Raw genomic sequence first — 20,562 nt, 5'->3', positions numbered from 1 at the left:
TCACATTGCGCCGCGGCATGCGTAATTGCCAGAAGAGGATACTTTCTCAAAACGGAAAAACCGAAATACGATACGATTCTTTCTTTTCCCAATAACTTGAATAAAAATCAATCGAACTTTAGCAAGTGGAGAATCATTACAAATCACTTGAAAAAACAGTACCTGTTTCAGGATAAGATTGAAATAGTAAAGGCAGATCGGTAAAAATCAAAAAAATTGGAGCAACGCTTCCTCATTACCTGCAAGGAAGATGTGGACCACGTACTCCAATTTTGTGGGAGATTTTGTAATACCAGCGTGGCTAACAGCCTTTCTGGAGTTTCAAAAGATATCCTGTGCATGGAATTCTTTCGCAAGAAAAGAAACCATGGCATTGCGACGGAAGCATTGAAGTCTATTTTGGTCTAAAGACTCGAATTGAACGGATGTTTCCATTCCGGAATTAGGGCGTGATTCCCTAACGCGATTCGCAAAAAACTCTGTTCGTTTTGCGTGCTAAATGGAATAGCTTATATTTTCGTTTAGAACATATAGATAGTGATATACACGAATGTCTATATTTTTAGGAACGGTAATGACAGCAAGTTTGACACCGACCCAGGCCACAATGGCATAGGCTGTTGTTTCCAATGCTGGACGTTTTTCAAGAAGTTGCACAAACCAAGTTGCTGCAAATTTAATTAAGATGAGTCCAGCAATACCTCCAAGAAGAACAACAATGAACTGTCCCCCATCCATACCACCGAAATTATTTAGCGGTGAATCCGGAAGACCCAGGGCAAGAGCAACCGCAGCTAGTATGGAATCAATGGCAAAAGCAAGGTCAGCTAATGCTATCTTCCCTACTGTGAACCAGTAGCTCTTACCTGCCGATTCCTTTTCCTTATCCTTATGAACATTCTTATTTTCTTTTCCGAACCGTGCCTGAATGACATGCTTTAATCCGAGGTAAAGAAGATAAGCTGCTCCTATTGCCTGTATTTGCCAGACATTTGCAATAAATGAAATAGCAAAAAGGGCAGCAAATCGGAAAGCGAAGGCCATAATAATTCCGTAATTGATAGCTCTTTTTTTCTGATCTTCGGGTAAATGCTTGGCTATAACTGCTAGTACAAGGGCATTGTCAGCCGATAACAATCCTTCTAATCCAATTAGAATTAATAATGCCCAAGCATACTCAAGCCATAGTGATTCCATCCACTTTTCTCCTTTCAAAACTAAATATCAAGTAATAGCTTTCCCCAAAAGCCCTTAACATTTATACGAATGAATGGGAGGAAAATTCCTAGCTGAGCGGAGATCTGAAATTCTTTAAAATTTTATTGAAAAATTTCCATTAAAAAGTTTTGAATATTTGGTAAAATTATATAAATAACGCAAATAGGGTTATTATAATTAAACTATTTTTACTAAATGACTAGAAAAGATGAGGTGTTTATAGGATTGGTGATCAAATAAGTGAAAGGGGAAATAAATAAAATGACTCAACAATTAAAGGCTTTTCCAATTAACGAGGTACGCAGTCAATTTCCAGCATTAAAACGCGAATTTAATGGAGGGGAAGCAGTTTACTTTGATGGGCCTGGAGGTTCACAAGTCGTCAAGTCTTCGATTGATGCGATAACAAAATATATGGAAAATGGCGGAGCAAATTTGCACGGTTCCTTTCCATCAAGCCGTGAGACAGAAGAAATTATCGCAAATGCAAAAGCAATTATTGGCGATTTTCTAAATGTGAAGCCAGAGGAAATTGCTTTTGGTGCAAATATGACAACGTTAGCATTTGCGATTGCCCGTGCACTAGGGAGGAATTGGGGCAAGGGTGATGAAATTGTTGTCACTGAAATTGACCACCGGGCGAATGTTGATACCTGGTTGACGATGGCCGAAGATAGAGGGTTAACGGTCAAATGGATAAAGGTTAATCCTGACACATTAACATTAGAATTAGATCATTTGAATGAAATTATCAATCAGAATACCCGCCTTGTTGCAGTCGGTCTTGCTTCGAATGCGGTAGGGACAATCAGTGATGTTGAAACAATTGCAAAAAGAGCAAAAGCTGTGGGTGCATTAGTTGCTGTTGATGCTGTTCATGCTGCACCACATATTCCTATTGATCGAGAGCAAATGGGAGCTGATATATTATTATGTTCAGCCTATAAATTCTTTGGCCCACATGTGGGAATAGCCGTCATACGAGAGAAAGTGTTTGAAAATTTAACCCCTTTTAAACTGGCACCAGCACCAACGTATATACCAGATAAATTAGAAACCGGCACACAAAATCATGAAGGAATCGCTGGAATTACCCCTGCAATCGAGTTCATTGCGAGTTTGGGGGAAGGAGAAACACGGAGGGAACAGATTGTATCTGGTTTACAGCAAATTGAAGCCTACGAAAATAAACTAGCAAATAAAATACGAACAGGTTTAGCTGAAATGGACAAGGTCACCCTATATCAAGCAGATGCTTCTGTACCAAAGACACCTACGATTGCCTTTACCATTGACGGATACACACCGCAAGAGGTTTGTAGAAGATTAGCAGAAGAACATGGGATTTTTGTCGCAGATGGTCATTTCTATGCTTCTACACTGAGTGATATTTTAGGAATTAACGGGAGCGGAGGCTGGATTAGGGCAGGACTTGCTCCATATAATTCTGAGGAAGAAGTGGAACGCTTTTTAAATGCTATTAAGCAATTTTAATTACTATTGCGTGGTTCTATCATATTCCGAATCGGGTGGTGTCAGGCACAGCAATTAGCATTCACCTTAACAGTTCGGCTGGCGAAAGCCTACCCGCGGGGGTGGTGTAATGTTATTTTCAAATACAGAAGGATGGTTTTCATTTTGGGGAACAAAAGTCTAAAATTTTCTTGATGGTCATGTGGCGGGACCTACATTGAAATCTGTTTATATTTACAAGCAACGTTAACAAAAATGATTAAATGGCTTGAGCCCTTAGATTTCAAGGCTCAAGCTGTTTATCATTTTTTAAATTCTCCTGTCTACTTGACAAGGAGAAATTCAGATTTACTCGGGTTTTTTTAGTGTGCTAATTTTCGAAGATGTGTTTCTTTTAAGCCGTGAAGGAAGAAATAAAGCACTCCAGTTACAAGAATGACCACTGCCATAATGGCATACATTTTCGCATAGCCTGTATAGGGCGTAATGTAACCGAGTAAATAAGGTGAAAGACCCAGTCCCGCATCGTAGAAGATGAAGTATGTTGACGTTGCAAGTCCCATGCGAGCTGGCGGCGTTTCTTTAATGGCAATCGCTTGTGTAGCAGATTGCATGTTTCCAAATCCAAGGCCCATTACAGCGCCGGCAAGAAGTAGTACCCAACTGCTGCCCGCAACACTTAACAGATACATACTAATCGCATACAAAATAAACGCAGGATACATAATGATATTGGCGCCCTTTTTGTCCATTAAAGGTCCTGAGAACGGACGTGAAACAAGCGCGATAATGGAATATATAAGGAAGAAGAAACTTGCGGCTGTTACAAGATTAATTTCCGTTGCGTAAAAGTTAATGTAAGTTAAAACACTGGAATAACCAAAGCCAAGAAGTAAGATGATAATCCCAATTGGGACCGCTTTTGGTTCGATAAAGTTTTTAATGGAGATGCCTGATTTTTTCTCATTTTGTTGTGCAGGTGTTTTTTGGATAGCAGCAGGCACTTTTAAAATGAGACCGATCATAAAACAAATGACCCCTAAAATTAAGCATAATGTAAAGATAACAGGGAAAGTTGTACTATGCAGCATATAAAGACCAATAAATGGTCCGAGCGCTGTAGCAAGCGTTGTACTCATGCTATAATAGCTGATGCCTTCTGCTCTCCGCGGCGCCGGAATAATTTGTGCCACGACTGTACCAGCAGCTGTACTTGCCATCCCGTGTGTAATCCCGTGAAGGAGACGCAATAAAATTAAAAAACCGATGCCAAGATGCACGGAATAGAGTGCCGTCATCGCAATAAATAAAAGAGTACCCGTAATTAATAGTTGTTTGCGGCCAATTTTATCGATAATGCTGCCGCAGACAAAGCGGCCAATCAGTGCACCAATGATGAAAACACCACTGACAAGCCCAGATTGACTAATCGTTGCATGATATTCATCGATTGCAAATGATGCAATGGTAACAACGAGCAAATAGAAAACTAATGTGAGAAGGAAGTTAATAAGGGAAACAATAATAAAATCCTTTGTCCATAATTTCGTTTGTTGCATTAATAAAGCTCCTTTTCTTTCTTAAGATTATCATCGATTTTTGGAAAAATTTCGTAAGCGATTTGACGTTCATGCTCTGGAATGTTATCCATAATCCGAAATTCAAGCTCTGTGATGTCTTTACGTATATCCCGATAGATGCTCTCGCCTATATCCGTTAATTGAATAATTTTTTCCCGTTTATCATTACCTAAAATTTGTTCAACGATGCCAAGGTCCATTAATTTCTTGACCCGTCTTGTAATGGTTGGTTTTTCAACCTCATGTCGAGCTGCAATTTCGACCAATGTAGATGCCCCGCGATGTTTCAGATGATAAATGACAATCCATTGCGAATACGTGATGCCATAGTGACTCATCAGCTCGTTCAATCTCGTTATTACTGGTCTATATAAAGCTAAAAAACGCTGTAAATACCCTTCCAAACTAAATCCCTCCCATTTTAGTTACCCATGGTAACTAAATGATTACCGAAGATAACTATATCACTATCTCATAAGGACTGCAACGAACTACACGGACGGTTCTCACGGTAATGGCGTTCTTATGTTACGTATTTGGAGGAAAAGGCGACTATAAAAGAAAAGGGTTCTCAATAAAGCTTATTGGAACCCGTTTCTACTAAATAATCTTCAAAAAGGTATCCAATAGGCGCTATTGGAACCCGTTTCTACTAAATAATCTTGCAAAAGGTATCCAATAGGCGCTATTGGTACCCGTTTCTACTAAATTATCTTGTAAAATGTATCCAATGGGCGCTATTGGAACCCGTTTCTACTAAATTATCTTGTAAAAGGTATCCAATGGGCGCTATTGGTACCCGTTTCTACTAAATAATCTTGTAAAATGTATCCAATGGGCACTATTGGAACCCGTTTCTACTAAATAATCTTGTAAAATGTATCCAATGGGCGCTAATTGGGTACGTCCCAATCGGCTCAAAATATGAATAAGAGTCCTTCATTATTCTATGAAGGACTCATCCCTAATTGGAAAACAACGATTTAATCAAGCCTATATTAAACGGACGTAGCTCCTTGTCCACCATCGATTCTGTAATAAGACCCACTAATAAATGATGCTTTTTCAGAAGATAAAAATACCATTAAATCTGCAATTTCATCTGCAGTTGCATATCGCTTCAAAGGAACTGATGCTTCAAAGGCTTCCCTAGCTTCTTCTGCCCTTTCACCCATAGCATTCTTCTCAATTCTTCTCATCATTTCTGTATTTACACCTGATGGAGCAACAGCATTTACACGAACCCCATATTCGGCCATTTCGAGTGCTGCTGTTTTATTCAAACCAATGACAGCATGTTTGGATGCAACATATGCGCTCATTCCTGGGGCACCTAATAGACCGCCATTAGAAGCTGTATTCACAACTGCACCACTCTTTTGCTCTTTCATAATTTGAAGGACATATTTTAAACCGAAGAATACGCCCATTACATTCACTCCAAATACATTTTTGAAGTTTTCTTCTGTTTGCTCCGTTATATTTTTAAATTCACCATTAATGCCAGCATTGTTAATAAAAACATCAATGCGCCCATAGTGATCTTTCGTCTTTTGAACATACTCTTTCACTTCATTTTCATTTGAAACGTTTGCAGTAAGTAATAAAATATCTTTTGCATCCACAGACTCAGCCGCTTTTTCTAACGGCTCCCTCTTTAGGTCTACTAACGCTAATTTTGCACCTTCTTTTGCAAATGCTTTTGCAGCAGCAATACCAATACCGCCAGCTGCACCAGTTATTAAAACTACTTTGTTTTCAAAAATCATAATGATAACCCTCCTATTTGTTAGTATAAATCAGCAGATGAACCCTCTCAGCACTTCTTAATATTTATAAGATTGTCCGCCATCGATTGGAATAACGGTTGCGTTGATGAAGTTGGCTTGATCAGATAGTAAGAATGCCACCAAATAACCTACTTCCTCAGGTTTACCAAAACGTTTCATTGGGTTTGGCTCAACAAATTGTTTCCCCACTTCTTCCCAGTTGTCCGGATCCATTTGTTTTAATGAACCTTCAACCATTGGTGTCATGATGGCACCTGGTGCGATGGCTTTGATACTAATTCCGTATTGACCGTATTCAATCCCCGAGTTTCTTGTTAATCCAACCACGCCATGTTTACTAGCTGAATAACCTGATTGGTTTCCTACTCCACGAATACCACCAACAGAAGCAGTATTAACAATAGAGCCAAATCCTTGTTCTCTCATGACTTTCAATACATGTTTCAAACCATAAAACACACCATTTAAGTTAACACTAACTACTTTTTGAAACTCATCGGTGCCAAAATCCTCTGTTAGATTTTGTTTTCCTTCGATCCCTGCATTGTTGAAGAAACCATCGATTTTCCCAAACTTCCCAACTGTTTCATTTACATAGTTTTCAACCGCTTTTTCATCTGCCACATTTGCAGTGATAAGCAACACTTCTGCGTTTGGTGCAACTTCTAACACTTTACTTTTTGTTTCTTCTAATGAAGCAGGGTTTAAATCAACGAGTGATAGTTTTGCACCTTCTTTTGCTACTTGTAAGGCTGAGGCTTGGCCTAAGCCAGATCCAGCACCTGTAATTACGATCACTTTCCCATCAAAACGATTGCTCATTGGAAATTTCCTCCTTTATATTAATCAAGGCAACGATAAATAACTTATAATTAAATATTGAATTATCCTGATTTAAAAATTCTCAAATTAAAGATATATGACAACATAAGTCAACTTTTCCTACTTGTAGTAGTATTTTCACAAAGCTAGGATGACAAAGAACCATTCACTTTTTCAACCTAGAAACAAAGGTTGCATCCCCATGATTGATTATTGAGCCGTATACCCACCATCAACCGTTAAACTATTGCCAGTCATGAATGAAGAATCATCAGAAGCCATGAATAAAACTGCTTTTGCCATCTCTTCAGCTGTACCTAGACGTTTTACCGGTGTGGCTGCAGCTAAAACTTGCTTGCTTTCTTCCGGTATAATCGGTGTATCAATAAAACCAGGGCATAATGCGTTGACACGAATATTTTGTTCTGCATATTCAAGTGCCAGTGAACGAGTTAAGTTGATCACGCCAGCTTTTGCAGCGTTATAGGCTGCTGAACCGGGCGACCCCACCCAACCGTACATAGATGCCGTATTAACAATCGAACCGCCACCTGTCTTTAGCATTTCACGGATCGATTCACGCGCTACTAAGAAGACACCATCTAAGTCAACATTTATAGTATTGCGCCATTCTGAGTAATCTAAATCATGTGAAGGATGAACACGGCCGATACCCGCATTATTGAAGACAACATCCACTTTGCCGAACGTTTCAACGGTTTGTTTAAAGACATTGGCGACGTCTTCTTCACTCGTAATGTTTGCTTTTATAAAAAGAGCTTCAGCATCAAGCGCTTTCAAATCTGCCTCAAAAGCTTTCCCTTTTTCCTCATTTAAATCAACAAGAACCACTTTGGCCCCTTCAGAAACGAATAAACGTGCTGTTGCTGCCCCAATACCAGATGCTCCACCGGTAATCACGGCGACTTTGTCTTGTAATTTTCCCATCCCAAGATCCTCCTAGTATTAAAATTTCCTTACCACATTTCAGTGAAAAATAATAGACAAATCTATCATCTGTACTATTTTGTTCACAATTTAATTGTACTATTCTGTTCACATTTAACAATCATTAAGATATCATAAAGTGTCTACTTGTTAGACACTTACGGTAAATCTGTCTATTTTGAGGAAGGTTTTTCATGAAAAACGAACAAAATTCGACATCTCAACGACAAAATCGGACAAAAGAACATTTAAAGCAAGCATTGATTGAGCTCATAAAAGAGATGGGTTACCATACCGTTACTGTAAAAAACATTGTCGATTATGCCGCTTATAATCGCAGTACCTTTTATATCCATTACCAGGATAAAGTTGAATTAGCTGAAGATTTACTTGTTTCCATGCTTCAAGGGTTAGAAGCTTCAGCAGGCAAACCACATGTACCTGGTCACAAAGTTTATACAGCCACGCTGCATGCACCATCTTTTAATATCGTTTCTTATATCTATAAAAACCGGGATTTTTTTGAACTGATTAACTACGATGACACGTTACCAGGGTTACACACACGGTTCCCTCAAACGATCTTAAAAATCTATCAAGAACAATTTATGTTCGAAACAATCAACAATATCCCAGTCAATATGGATTATTTTAAACGTTATACTGCCTATGGATTTTATGGACTCCTTCAGAATTGGATTCAAGATGGCTTCAAAGTAACCAAAGAGGAATTTATCCAAGAAGTCATTGATCTAACCAAAACACATATGTATTCATTTAAGTATATTGGAGAGCACGAATAGCACCAAATAAAGTCCGGCTCATAAAAGAGACCGGACTTTAGAACTTCACCAGAGATGGGTGCAGGTACCTTTTTATTACTTTACCACTTCACTGTACTTAGGCTCAGGCACCTTAATTCTAGGATTATATTTCTTGTAGTATACAATGGTCAGAAATATGAGCCAAGGAACGCCGACTATCCAGGAAACGCGCCAATCTTCGCTTATGCCCATTGTGAGAAGAATGGCAGCGATTAAGATAACACCGATTATTTGCAAAGCTGGGAAGAAAGGAGCCTGAACGGAGAGCTTATGTCCTCCATCCTTAACCCATTGTTTCCTAAAACGCAAGTGGCTGAGCAAAGTGAGCAGCCAGACAAATAGAGCGCCGAATAAGGCTATTCCAAATAAATAGTTATATGCCATTGGACTGAATTTGGCTATTAGGGCGGCACAAATAATGCCAATACTTGAAAGAACTAATGCATTAACTGGTGATCCACTTTTTGAAAGCTTTCCAAAGGATTGAGGAGCATAGTTACCGCGTGACAAAGAGAAAATCATTCTAGTAGTTAAATAAAGATTTGTGTTCATACTTGATAATGCGGCAGTCAGTACAACAAAGTTCATGACCCCGGCAGCATAAGTAAATCCAATATGATCAAATACTTTTACAAAAGGACTCTGTGTGATCTCTTTTGCCCCTGCATCTATCCATGGCACTACCGCAAGCATGATGGATATTGCAAGGAAGTAGAAAATGATAAGCCGGAAAACCATTGTTTTCATTGCTCTCGGAACGGCGGTTTGAGGGTCTTTCGCTTCTCCTGCCGTGACTGCGATAACTTCTACACCAACAAAACTGAAAATAGCCATTAAAACAGCCATCCAGACACCGCTAAATCCGTGCGGGAGAAATCCACCATGGTGTGTAAAGTTTTCAAATCCAACTGCCGGGGTTCCAATTCCCAGCACCGTTGAGACACCAAAAATAATGAACGCAACAATCGCCACTACTTTGATCATGGCAAACCAATATTCGAAGGTGGCAAAATTCTCGACAGATCGCGAGTTAACATAAATAAGGATGGTACCAAATCCTAAAGTCCAAACCCAAACCGGAATACCAGGAAACCAATAGGTCATATAAATACCTACCGCGACAGCTTCTCCGCCAACCGCAATAACTTGAGCGGCCCAATACGTCCACCTAGAGGCAAATCCTGCCCAGCCCCCTAAGAACTTTTCAGCATAAACCCCAAATGAGCCGGGGGTCGGAAACGCAACCGCCATCTCGGATAAACTGAACATCATGATTACGGCAATAAAGGCGGCAATCACATAGCTAATAATCACTCCTGGACCAGCATAATTTATCGCAATGGAGCTACCCATAAATAAACCAGTACCAATTGCTCCACCTAAACCGATCATTGTCAGCTTGCTTTTTGACAGCCCACGATGGAGCCCTGCTTCTCTTTCAACGATGTCATCCTTCACTTTCAAACCCCCTAATTTTGGCAATATTCAGAAAAATTAATGCAAATAAAACCTTAACATCTCTCTCGTATAATAAAATAAGTTCTTTTACAGCTTTTCGGACTGCAAGTGGACTAAAAAAAAACAAAGATTCAACTATAAAGATCCATTGTTTCTATAAAATCAACAAGACGGCGCAAGCAGAGCGTATTTTTTATATACTCAAATCTGTTCATTTTTACGTACTAACTAGACAGACTATCTATGTTAGCGGTGCTCCGCTCCTTTTGCCTCATACAGAAATCGAGTGCTTTTCCAGCTAAATAGATGGAGATGATCGTATAGATAGAACTTCCAAAACCAAACAAGAGACCTGATACAATGACGACAATTGCGTTAATCACAAACATCACATTTCCGATGGAGAACCTCGGCCAGAATTTATTGATCACCACAAACGCAATATCAAGCCCGCCTGTAGATCCTCCTACTAATAACACCATGGCTAGAAAAGCGCCGTTTAAAATTCCCCCAAAAATCGATCCGATCAGCTGTTGATGGAAGCCTGTCAGAAAATCGAATAATAATAGGAATATAGACAAAGAAAACATTCCACACAAACTGTATAAAACAAATCTCCCTCCAACAAAGCGAAACCCTGAAAAGAATAAAGGAATGTTCAATATGAAATAAGTCACCCCTAGTGAAAGCGGGACAAATTGGGCAATGATGATAGCGATGCCGCCGAGTCCCGGGGCTAGAATATGATTGGGTTTCAAAAACACATAATAATTCAGTGCCATAATGGCTGTGCCTAAAATAATTTTTAAAATATCGACAGTATGTCTTTTAATCAGGCCCTTATTTTCCATCTCTCACTAGATCCGCTAAAGTATCAATTGCCACAATAACCTCGTTTTCTGTATTATAAAAATGAGGAGCAATCCGAATGACATCATTTCGCGCTGATACAATAAAGCCCCTTTCTTTCATCTTTCTTTCGTAGATGCTTGCCTCACCGGTAAATATCGCTGTATTAGATGCTTTTTCTTCCATATTTTCCGGGCTGGCGACGATCAACCCTCTTTCTTTAGCATGCGCAATGGCCGTTTGGGATAGTTTTTGCAAGTATGTCTCGATATGGTCTACTCCAACTTTTAATAATGTTTGAATGGCCGCATCTGCTGCATAGGCATTGATCATGGGCGGAGTTCCTGTTTCAAAACGGCGCGCCCCATCTGCATAATCGAGCAGCTTAATATCAAAAGCGAAAGGATTCACTCTGCCGAACCAGCCTGTCACCACTGGCTTTAGCTCATTGGCCACTTCTTTTTTCACATATAAAAAGGCAATCCCAGGAATTCCAAGCAAGTATTTTTGTGAACCTGCAGCAAGAAAGTCTATATCCATATCTTTTACATCAATTTGCACACTCCCGGCAGATTGATAGGCATCAACAAAACAATAGGAACCTTTCCGGTGAACAATTGAAGCAATTTTCTTAATATCCTGTTTAAAACCGTTATAATAGGAAACATGCGGGATAGAAGTAACGACCGTTTGTTCATCGACATATTTTTCGTAATATTCTAGTGGCACTTTATGATCTTCACCCGGAATAAAATGAACTTCCCCACCCCTTTCTTGTTGGGCAAGCCAAACATGTCCAATGCTTGGAAAATCTATTTCTGTTGTACAAATTTTATGACGTCCTTTTGAATACATCAGTGCACTCGCAACAGATGAAGCACACTCTGATAAAGAAGACAATACAGCTATTTCATCCGGAGAAGCGTTGATCAGGCTTGCAAATGAGGCTTTGGCCCGCTCAACCCTTTCCATCCAGCCCATCCAATCCATCCCTTCCCTGCTCCAGCTATCCATATATTCGTTCATGGCATCTTTTACAGGAATGCTGATAGCACTTTGGGAACAGCTTGATAACTGAGTCATTTCATTTAAGATGGGAAATTGCTCTCTTTCTTTTGCAAATGGAAAAATCATACATAGTCCCTTCTTTCATATCATTTGAGGTGAATAATTTTGGAGAAAATAAAAAATGAATCATTGATATCTCCTTGGATCGAAAATCTACCTTTTTCATGGGAACCTTTATTACAAATCGGCCAAAGAATAACGTTTAAAAAGCATGAATACATTTTTCACCAGGATGATTCTGCAGAATATGTGTACATTGTGGCTGAAGGCAGAGTCCGGCTATTTTTAACCTCACCCTCAGGCGATGAAAATACCATCGCGATTATGGGTGAAAAAGGGATCCTAGGAGAATGTGGAGCCTTCCATTTCTCCTCCTACAATTCAAGTGCCATCGCAGCAAGCAAGGTAACCGTTATCAAAATTTCAAAACTTGCATTTGAAGCTGCAGTTCAAGACAATCATCAACTTGCAAGGCAAATCATGATGATCATGAATATTAAGAACCGGATTTTGGCTTCACATACCATGATGCTTAGCAATTACTCTGCCGTACAAAGAATATGTTACACACTCCTGCAACTTGTCCATACGTATGGAGTGAAAACGAAATACGGTGATTTGATCAAGATCGGATTTACCCATCAGGAGCTTGCCAATTTGGTTGGAACCTCGCGTGTGACCGTAGCGTATACAATGAAACGGCTTGAAAACGAGAGAATCCTTCAAAAGAAGGATAACAAATACCTTATAATGGATATCGATCGATTGGAACTTTTTTCATTCACTTCTAGGTAACTGCGTTTAAAGGTATATTTTACTTAATTAATATTGTAATAGTTGAAAGCGGTTCCATTCTGTAAACTACTTTACACCTTTTAAATTTTCTGTTTATTAACGGTGATATTCTTGTGCAACTCGATTGATCAATTGCGGCGGTGCCTGTCACGCCCCGAAGAATCTTGTTTCACTAGAATGTTTCACCTGAATACTTCCAGGTAGATGTGGCGGATCTACCGTATTTCAGTGACAATCCCTGGACTGTTTTTGAAGGTTCTAGAAAAGCGATTATCGATTATATCAAACATCGCCTTGTGACAAATTTAGGAATAATGGGGAAAACATAGCCATCGGGACGGTGATGGCTATTCCAGCTTTACAACTGGTTCATTTCAGCTTTAACCTTTAGCACACCGGTCTGACAAATCTAAACAAAATTCCCTTCCATTAAAACTAAATAAACGTTTGATTAAAAACGCCGAAAAGCCCACTGGTAAAGGATTCATTCAGAATAACGGCCAAAATTTTTGTCAGTTAATCAAACGTTTGATTAACATAGCTCTGACCCTCATTGATAGTATTTGATTATAGGTTCAGCAGAGTAAAAATTAATCATCAGCCAAAGGATATATTTTTAATTGAGGATTAAATAGAGTAGGCGCATTTTGTCATTCGGACGTGACCAGGCACCGGAATTTATGGCAATATTCATGGGGAGTAAAGTTGGAATCTATAAACAGAAAAGACCAGAAATAACTTAGTTAATTTCCCTAGGTTATTTCTGGCTTAATTCTTTTTGGTAGCACTAAGAGTTACTCCGTGGAAAAATGCTGTGAAACAAGATTATTCGGGCGGTGACAGGCACCGAAATTCAATTAAAATAATTTCCTATTTGAGTATCAATTGCTATATAGTCATTCATTATATGTTTTTTCATTAATTCTTCTGCTTTGTCAGGTTCACGGTTCTTGATTGCTTGAAAGATCTCCCAATGTTCATCCATAAAGGTTGAACGAAATTTATATGAACTGATAAATGATCTATAGGCAAGGACTTGCGATTTTATTAGTCTCATCATGTGAATGACCGTAAGATTGTCGCTAGAATTTAAAATAGTTTCGTGAAAAAGAGTATTTTTTACAACTACTTCGTCTAATTTATCCTGTTCAAAATATTTTTTAGCCAAAAAGAGACATTCCTCTAACTGGACAATTGATTCATAATCTATGTTTTCCGCTGCTTTTCTTGCGGCCAATCCCTCTAACACTGAATTACATTCAAAAAGGTCGGTCAAGGCCTCTTTGGTGAAATTTGTCACTTCCGCCCCTTGTGATGGCTGAGAAACTACTAAGCCTTCCATTTCTAATCTTCTCAGGGCTTCTCGTATAGGTGTCCTACTAGTATTTAACAAATTAACTAATTTGGATTCAACCAATTTTTGTCCCGGACTAAATACACCTTTTATGATATGGTCTTTAATTGTTAAGTATACTTGTTCATATAGGCTTATTTTCTTTTCATCTTTTGTTAAAGGCAATTCAGCCACCTCCATCTATTTATTTTGCTGATTTATATTGCCAATTTCTTGTTAGTTAACCACCTTGAAAATGAATTATGCTTTAATTGTAGAGGATGATTTGTTCACTTTCCAAATTCGGCTATCTAAATCTTTACCAATATGATGACAAAGTATATTTGAAGTTTCAAGCATTTTTGTTTGATTGATACCAGTATCAATTTTCATTTCAGATAAAAGACTGACTAAATCCTCTGTTGAAATGTTTCCTGATGCCCCAGGTGCATAGGGGCATCCACCTAAACCACCTATACTACTATCGAAGGAAGATACGCCTGCTTGAATCCCAGCAAGAACATTTGATAATCCTCTCCCATAAGTATCATGAAAATGCAATTCAAATTCGATATCACTAAAGGTTTCCTTTAATTGTGTCATCCATGTAAAAACTTGTAATGGATTAGCTACACCAATTGTGTCACAAAGACTGATTCTTTTAAATCCTATATTCTTTAATTCTTTCACTATATTAACGATTTTATCTTTACCTGGATTCCCTTCGAAAGGACAACCAAAAGCGGTAGAAAGGGAAGCCCTGTATTGTAGCTGATCTTTTTTCGTTCGTTGAACAAGTGGTGCTAGCTGTTTAAGTGATTCTTCGGTAGTGGAATTCAAATTCCTTTTACTATGTGAATCAGTAGCAGAAAGGACAAAGGTAATCCCGTCTACACCACTATTTACTGCCCTTTCATACCCTCTTTCATTAGGAACCAATGCAAAAAATGTAGCAGGTAGATCACGAACTTCTTGGATTACCTTTTCTGCATCAGCCAAGTTTGGGATCCATTTTGGGTTAACAAAGGATGTTGCTTCAATCTCCTTAAATCCACTCTCAACAAGGTTATGAATTAACGTTATTTTCTTCTTTGTATCTAGAAACATCGCCTCATTTTGCAGACCATCTCTAGGACCGACTTCAATGATTTTTATCTCCTTGGGCATTTCCATCTGACGTTACCCCCTACATAATTTCCAATATTATTATTTTGAATAATAGAAGCTACCTAGCTATAAACCAGGTAGCCAACTCAAGCTTTTTTAGTTTTTCATAAGCTAATCCATTTTCAACTTAGAAATTGCTAGTAAGAGCAATAGTTTTAAACGACATTATTTTTTGCGGCCTTTTCAAAATATTCTTGTTTTGAATTATTAACATCTTTTTTCTTAATAGAAAGAACTAAGGCAAATCCTATCGCAAGAACGATACCTAGAAAATACAATCCACTTTCCATTAGACCTGTTGAATCCTTCAAATATCCTACAACGTACGGTCCCAAAAATCCGCCTAAATTCCCAAAACTATTAATTGCAGCAATTCCTACTACTGCTGCCGAAGCTGATAAAGTGGCTGAACTGAGCGACCAGAAGGTTCCCAAGAAACTATAAAGTCCTATCGTTGCAATGCAAATCATAATCATGGACATGATTGGACTGGAGCCAAAAATGGCAGCACCAATTAACCCGATAGCACCAAGGAATAATGGAATAGCTGTATGCATTTTTCTTTCTCCAAGCCTATCAGAGCGAAGAGCCCACCAAATCATCGCAATTCCTCCTAATACATAAGGAATTACCGCAATCCAACCGACTTGCGTAGTTGTTACATCAAAAGCTTTAATGATTGTTGGCAGCCATAATCCAATACCATATAACCCCGTAACAAAGGCAAAGTAGATCAATCCTAAACGCCAAACTTTCAAATCACGTAATACTGGGCCCAAATTTGTATGTTTATTATTCTTATTTTCTTTATTCTCTTTGCTTAATTCAGAGAGTAACCACCCTTTTTCTTCAGAAGTTAGCCACTTAGCATCTTCTGGGCGATCAGTTAAATAAAATAGGGTAACAATCCCTAATATAATGGCAGGGATTCCTTCCAAAATGAACAACCATCGCCATCCAGGCATATTTGCCCATGAAACAGTATCCATTATCCATGTAGAAAGTGGAGCACCGATAATATTTGAAACGGCCATCGCTGTCAAAAATAATGCATAGGCACGTGCTCTTTCCTTAGGTCGAAACCAAAAGGTAATATAAAGAATAATCCCTGGCGCAAATCCAGCTTCAGCAACCCCTAGAAAGAATCGCAATACCGTTAATTGTGTAGCATTTTGTACCCAAGCAGTTACCACAACTGCTGCTCCCCAAGTTATTAAAATTCTAGCAATCCATTTTCTCGCCCCAAACTTATTCATAAAAATATTGCTCGGAATTTCAAAAATGAAGTAACCTATAAAAAATATCCCCGAAATGAATCCTAACGTTTTTGCAGTTATTCCTAGGTCCTGATTCATATTAAGTGCAGCATAACCAATATTTACTCGATCTAAGAAGGCAACGATATAAAGGATGAAAATAAAAGGTATAATTCTCAGTGATACCTTCCTTAATGTTCTTTTCTCTAACGCACTATTATCGACCATGTATAGTCCTCCTATTTGTAACCGCTTTAGTTTTAATACAACAGATTACCAATTGATGATCACTTCTTCGATTCCTTTTTTGAAGATTAATAGACACTTCGGTAAATTGAAATTAAATCATCTTTAGACAACTCTACAAAATTGTTTATTAGAAGCCTCTGTTGACTTTCTATCACTTTATCGACATATTTTTCAATATTCTCTTCTTTAACGCCATATTCCTGCAATGGCTTTCTTGGAATAAGCTTATTGATTAATTCCTCAAGAGCTGCAAATGAACCTTTTAAATCAGTGTCTATTCCTAAAGCTTCATTAATTATTTGAGAAACTTCTATTAATTTGCCTTGGGGTGCGAGTTCAACATACTTATTAAAGACTCCCATTAAAAATCTTGCAGTAGATTCTCCGTGCGGCACATGGTGAACACTTCCAAAATGCATAGCCAATCCGTGAACAGCTCCACAAACCGTATTTGAAAGTGCGATTCCAGCATATGTACTTGCCCTTAAAAACTCTCCAATATGCTCGAACCTTTTGTCTAGCCCATTCTCTACAAGATCTTTGTAACGGGTAACAATTAATTTGATCGCTTCTTTACAAAAAACATCGTTATAAGGATTCCCTGTTGGAGCAACAAAAATTTCCAGAGCATGAATCAAAGCATCTACTGAACTATAGAGAAATACTTTAGGTGGAATACTATCAAGTAGTTCTTCAATCAGAACTGCAGAATCAGCATAGTTAGCCTCAATTCTTTTTCCTATTTTGGTTTTTCTCTTTGTAATATCGACTACGGATACACATGTAACTTCACAGCCCGTTCCACATGTAGTAGGGATTAATATAAGCCCCTTATCTCTTACAAGTGGTATCTTATCTTCAAAAATCTCTTCTGTGGAGGTGGCATTTTGAATACAAAGGAGTTTTGTTATATCTAAGATTGTTCCGCCGCCAATCCCAATGATCCTATTGATTTCTTGCCCTTGAATATCCTTTAAAATCTTATCGATGATTATATCACTAGGTTCTCCAAGCCCATAATCATCTTGAAAGATAAAATTACAATCAACTTTATCTTTCATGTATTTTTCATATAAAAATTTTTCTGTAAAAATAGTATCCTTTGAAGATACATTGAATCGATCAATAAATTCGTTTAGTGTTTTAAATTCGTAAATAGATGGGCCTATTTTAAATTGATCCAATCTAGTTCACCTCCATAAATTAAATTAGAACTGTGTTTTTAATAAGATCTCCGAAAATCTCTTCTTCTGAAGCTTCTTCTCTATTAATCGGCTCAGCTACCCAAGTTGTATTCATATAATGCTTTTGTGTAACGTTTTCCGAAACAATATTTCCACCCCAAGTGCCGCAACCTAGAGAAAATGTATTCGCAAGACCATTAAACCAAGCACCGCTATTCGCCATACCGTGAGGTTGTCTTACAATTACTTTAGTCGTTTTGGTATTCAAAGCTAATTGCATGATATGATCATCATCATTAGAATGAATTCCACAAGAGTGACCGTACCCAGAATACTCAGTTATTTTGTTAACTTTTTCTATGGCTTCACTAAATTCATTATATTTATAGATTGTTACTACTACGGACATTTTTTCTCCTGAGAATGGATAACCTTGTCCAATACCAGTTTCCTCAACCATAATAAATTTAGCTTCATTAGGTATTGAAAAACCTGCAACTTCCGCAATTCTTGAAGCTGGTTTTGCGACTATTTCTCTAGAAAGGTGACCATCCACCCACATAGTATTTTTCAGTTTTTCCTTCTCTTCTTGATTTACGAGATGTCCACCTTTCATTTTAAGAAGTTCTATCATCTCTTCGTAAGCGCTTTCTTGAATGACCAAAGAATTTTCTGCAGAACAGCCAGATGCCAAATCACCAAGTTTACCTAGTTTTATTTTTTCAGCTGCATCTGCCAAATCAGCTGTTTCATCAACTACAACAACAGCATTTCCAGCCCCAACTCCATAAGCTGGTTTACCAGAACTATAGGCTGCTTTTACCATATCACCACTACCAGTAGCCATCGTTAAATCGCATTGGCTCATTAACTCTTGAGATATTTCCTTAGATGGAGTTTCTACACAAATAAATAAATCCTTTGGTGCACCATTTTTCTCAAGAATATCCCTCATAATATCTACAACTTTCTTAGTTGTATTTTTACTTCTAGGGTGTGGTGCAAAAATGATCGCATTTCTCGCTCTAAGGCTTAATACTCCTTTAAACACTGGTGTAGCTTCTGGATTTGTGCTCGGAACTAAAGCTGCGATAATTCCTACTGGCTTCGCAATTTTCCTTATCCCCATTTCAAGATCTCTCTCTATTACACCAACTGTTTTTACAGATTTTACTTGCCAAAAAACTGCAGGCATTTTTTTAGTGAGTTTTTTTATTTTAGATTCTGCATCACCCATATCTGTTTCTGCTACTGCTAATTCCGCTATCTCTTGTGCTACCTCATGCCTTGAAAGAGTGTAAACAATTGCGGCTGCTAGCTCATCTAATTTCCTTTGAGAATAACCTTCTACAATTTTTTGTGCTATTCTCGCTCTCTCGACTAAATCACCAACCGCTTCTTTCGTGTTCATGACACCCAACTCCCTACATTTTAATTTATCAACTAGAATTAAGTATACAAGAATTAAAAATGAATACAAAAACGATAATTGTATACAATGTCCTATATTTAAAATATTATGAATATTTAGTTTGGATGTCAAGTTAAACTTTTTATTTATTTTAAATTTCCCCAACGGCTTACTGGTATTTTCCTAAGAGCTAAAGATTGGTTGAATATATTCTACAAATTTAGTTTTTACTAATCCGTACATCTTGTTGCTTTTTTATTTCTACCCCCATATTTTTTTCGTAAATTTTTACAATAGCGCAGTGATCCTCATTTACTTTTCCTAAAGCTTCCATTTCATTCATATAATCGAGAACCATTTTAGACATGGGTATTTCAACACTCAATTCTTCTGCAAGTTGGACAGCATTCATAAGATCTTTTTGATGAACAGCAATTCTAGCACTTGCTTCAAAATTTCGGCTTATCATTTTTGGAGCTTTTAAATCAAATACTGAACTTCCAGCAGCCCCATCTTTTATTGCATAAAATAATGTTTCAGGGTCAAGTCCAGCCTTACTAGCAAACGCCAATCCCTCTGAAATAGCACCCAGATAACCACCGACAATCATATTATTTGCGAGTTTAGCCACACTGCCACAACCTGATTGTCCCATATATGTAACGGTACTTCCCATATAACGAAGTAAGGGACTCACTTGATCAAATACTTCCTGATCCCCGCCGCACATCATAACCAGTGTACCGGCAATCGCACCAGATTCTCCACCGCTAACGGGCGAATCTAAAATCCTTATTCCAACTTGCTTTGCCTTCTCATACATTTCTCTAATAAGAGTTGGAGAAGTAGAGCTAAGATCCACAATAATCGTACCTTTTTTCCCTTTAGCGATAATGTCTTGAATACTACTTTTTACAAGATTATTAGAAGGCAAACAAAGGAAAATAATATCACAATTTTGATAGATTTCGTCTACGTGATCAGGGGATCTCCCTCCATTTCCTATAAAAATACTCCGCTTTTCTCTAAAAACATCATATCCCATAATAGAGTAATCGCTTTTCTTTAATAGATTTAATGACATGGGCAATCCCATTATACCCAAGCCTATAAAACCAATTGTTTTATTCATTGGCA

The 20,562-nt window shown here is 38.0% G+C and carries 19 protein-coding genes; 4 read left to right on the top strand and 15 right to left on the bottom strand.

Going from position 1 to position 20,562, the window contains the following annotated elements; genetic code table 11:
- The coding region (locus tag ACIQCO_RS26480; RefSeq protein WP_400434966.1) for a hypothetical protein at positions 1 to 204 on the top strand (204 nt) is incomplete at its 5' end.
- 291 nt (positions 205 to 495) lie between these two features.
- On the opposite strand, the gene ACIQCO_RS26475 is transcribed toward ACIQCO_RS26480, so the two are convergent.
- Complete coding sequence (locus tag ACIQCO_RS26475) at positions 496 to 1,197, bottom strand: TerC family protein (RefSeq protein ID WP_400434964.1); 702 nt, start codon at positions 1,195 to 1,197, stop codon at positions 496 to 498.
- A 282-nt stretch (positions 1,198 to 1,479) separates the two neighbouring features.
- Between ACIQCO_RS26475 and ACIQCO_RS26470 the strand changes: the two genes are divergently transcribed.
- Positions 1,480 to 2,712, top strand: coding sequence for a cysteine desulfurase-like protein (locus tag ACIQCO_RS26470; protein WP_400434962.1), 1,233 nt, complete (start codon positions 1,480 to 1,482; stop codon positions 2,710 to 2,712).
- A 341-nt stretch (positions 2,713 to 3,053) separates the two neighbouring features.
- Here ACIQCO_RS26470 and ACIQCO_RS26465 read toward each other — a convergent pair whose 3' ends face one another.
- From ACIQCO_RS26465 to ACIQCO_RS26445, 5 genes are all read right to left on the bottom strand, one after another.
- Positions 3,054 to 4,250: an MFS transporter gene (locus ACIQCO_RS26465; protein ID WP_400434960.1), complete on the bottom strand. Its 1,197-nt coding sequence runs from the start codon at positions 4,248 to 4,250 to the stop codon at positions 3,054 to 3,056.
- Positions 4,250 to 4,675 (bottom strand): MarR family winged helix-turn-helix transcriptional regulator, encoded by a 426-nt coding sequence (locus ACIQCO_RS26460; RefSeq protein ID WP_400434958.1) that lies wholly within the window; start codon positions 4,673 to 4,675, stop codon positions 4,250 to 4,252. Before ACIQCO_RS26460 ends, ACIQCO_RS26465 begins: the two co-directional genes overlap by 1 nt.
- A 594-nt stretch (positions 4,676 to 5,269) precedes the next feature.
- Complete coding sequence (locus ACIQCO_RS26455) at positions 5,270 to 6,040, bottom strand: SDR family NAD(P)-dependent oxidoreductase (RefSeq protein WP_400434956.1); 771 nt, start codon at positions 6,038 to 6,040, stop codon at positions 5,270 to 5,272.
- Positions 6,041 to 6,097: 57 nt separating this feature from the next.
- Complete coding sequence (locus ACIQCO_RS26450) at positions 6,098 to 6,883, bottom strand: SDR family oxidoreductase (protein ID WP_400434954.1); 786 nt, start codon at positions 6,881 to 6,883, stop codon at positions 6,098 to 6,100.
- Between the two features lie 210 nt (positions 6,884 to 7,093).
- Entirely contained in the window at positions 7,094 to 7,831 is a 738-nt protein-coding gene (locus tag ACIQCO_RS26445) for an SDR family NAD(P)-dependent oxidoreductase (RefSeq protein ID WP_400434952.1), read from the bottom strand.
- A gap of 194 nt (positions 7,832 to 8,025) precedes the next feature.
- Here ACIQCO_RS26445 and ACIQCO_RS26440 point away from each other — a divergent pair, with 194 nt between their 5' ends.
- Positions 8,026 to 8,634, top strand: coding sequence for a TetR/AcrR family transcriptional regulator (locus ACIQCO_RS26440; protein WP_400434950.1), 609 nt, complete (start codon positions 8,026 to 8,028; stop codon positions 8,632 to 8,634).
- A 75-nt stretch (positions 8,635 to 8,709) separates the two neighbouring features.
- Here the strand turns inward: ACIQCO_RS26440 and ACIQCO_RS26435 are convergent, their stop codons facing one another.
- From ACIQCO_RS26435 to ACIQCO_RS26425, 3 genes are all read right to left on the bottom strand, one after another.
- Positions 8,710 to 10,113, bottom strand: a complete 1,404-nt coding sequence (locus tag ACIQCO_RS26435; protein WP_400434948.1) for an amino acid permease — start codon at positions 10,111 to 10,113, stop codon at positions 8,710 to 8,712.
- Positions 10,114 to 10,337: 224 nt separating this feature from the next.
- On the bottom strand, positions 10,338 to 10,964 hold the full coding sequence (locus ACIQCO_RS26430; RefSeq protein ID WP_400434946.1) for a YitT family protein: 627 nt from the start codon (positions 10,962 to 10,964) through the stop codon (positions 10,338 to 10,340).
- The gene (locus tag ACIQCO_RS26425) at positions 10,954 to 12,096 is read right to left on the bottom strand and encodes an aminotransferase class V-fold PLP-dependent enzyme (protein ID WP_400434944.1); all 1,143 of its coding nucleotides are present in this window, start codon (positions 12,094 to 12,096) and stop codon (positions 10,954 to 10,956) included. Before ACIQCO_RS26425 ends, ACIQCO_RS26430 begins: the two co-directional genes overlap by 11 nt.
- A gap of 39 nt (positions 12,097 to 12,135) precedes the next feature.
- Between ACIQCO_RS26425 and ACIQCO_RS26420 the strand changes: the two genes are divergently transcribed.
- Positions 12,136 to 12,825 carry a Crp/Fnr family transcriptional regulator gene (locus ACIQCO_RS26420; RefSeq protein WP_400434942.1) on the top strand — a complete coding sequence of 230 codons (690 nt, stop codon included), beginning with the start codon at positions 12,136 to 12,138 and terminating at the stop codon, positions 12,823 to 12,825.
- Between the two features lie 853 nt (positions 12,826 to 13,678).
- Here ACIQCO_RS26420 and ACIQCO_RS26415 read toward each other — a convergent pair.
- The 6 genes from ACIQCO_RS26415 to ACIQCO_RS26390 form a co-directional block, all read right to left on the bottom strand.
- Positions 13,679 to 14,344 carry a GntR family transcriptional regulator gene (locus ACIQCO_RS26415; protein WP_400434940.1) on the bottom strand — a complete coding sequence of 222 codons (666 nt, stop codon included), beginning with the start codon at positions 14,342 to 14,344 and terminating at the stop codon, positions 13,679 to 13,681.
- Positions 14,345 to 14,419: 75 nt separating this feature from the next.
- Positions 14,420 to 15,331: a hydroxymethylglutaryl-CoA lyase gene (locus ACIQCO_RS26410; protein WP_400434938.1), complete on the bottom strand. Its 912-nt coding sequence runs from the start codon at positions 15,329 to 15,331 to the stop codon at positions 14,420 to 14,422.
- A 149-nt stretch (positions 15,332 to 15,480) separates the two neighbouring features.
- Positions 15,481 to 16,809: an MFS transporter gene (locus tag ACIQCO_RS26405; protein WP_400434936.1), complete on the bottom strand. Its 1,329-nt coding sequence runs from the start codon at positions 16,807 to 16,809 to the stop codon at positions 15,481 to 15,483.
- Positions 16,810 to 16,895: 86 nt separating this feature from the next.
- Positions 16,896 to 18,014 carry an iron-containing alcohol dehydrogenase gene (locus ACIQCO_RS26400; RefSeq protein ID WP_400434934.1) on the bottom strand — a complete coding sequence of 373 codons (1,119 nt, stop codon included), beginning with the start codon at positions 18,012 to 18,014 and terminating at the stop codon, positions 16,896 to 16,898.
- Between the two features lie 19 nt (positions 18,015 to 18,033).
- Positions 18,034 to 19,425, bottom strand: coding sequence for an aldehyde dehydrogenase family protein (locus ACIQCO_RS26395; protein ID WP_400434932.1), 1,392 nt, complete (start codon positions 19,423 to 19,425; stop codon positions 18,034 to 18,036).
- A 220-nt stretch (positions 19,426 to 19,645) separates the two neighbouring features.
- Positions 19,646 to 20,557 (bottom strand): NAD(P)-dependent oxidoreductase, encoded by a 912-nt coding sequence (locus tag ACIQCO_RS26390; RefSeq protein WP_400434930.1) that lies wholly within the window; start codon positions 20,555 to 20,557, stop codon positions 19,646 to 19,648.
- Positions 20,558 to 20,562: the final 5 nt, after the last annotated feature.

Source organism: Neobacillus sp. NPDC093127 (genome assembly GCF_044754175.1).
In the GTDB taxonomy this organism is placed as follows: Bacteria; Bacillota; Bacilli; order Bacillales; family Cytobacillaceae; genus Neobacillus.
Note: the sequence above shows the minus strand (reverse complement) of the source record. Positions and strands in the feature narration are given on the sequence as shown.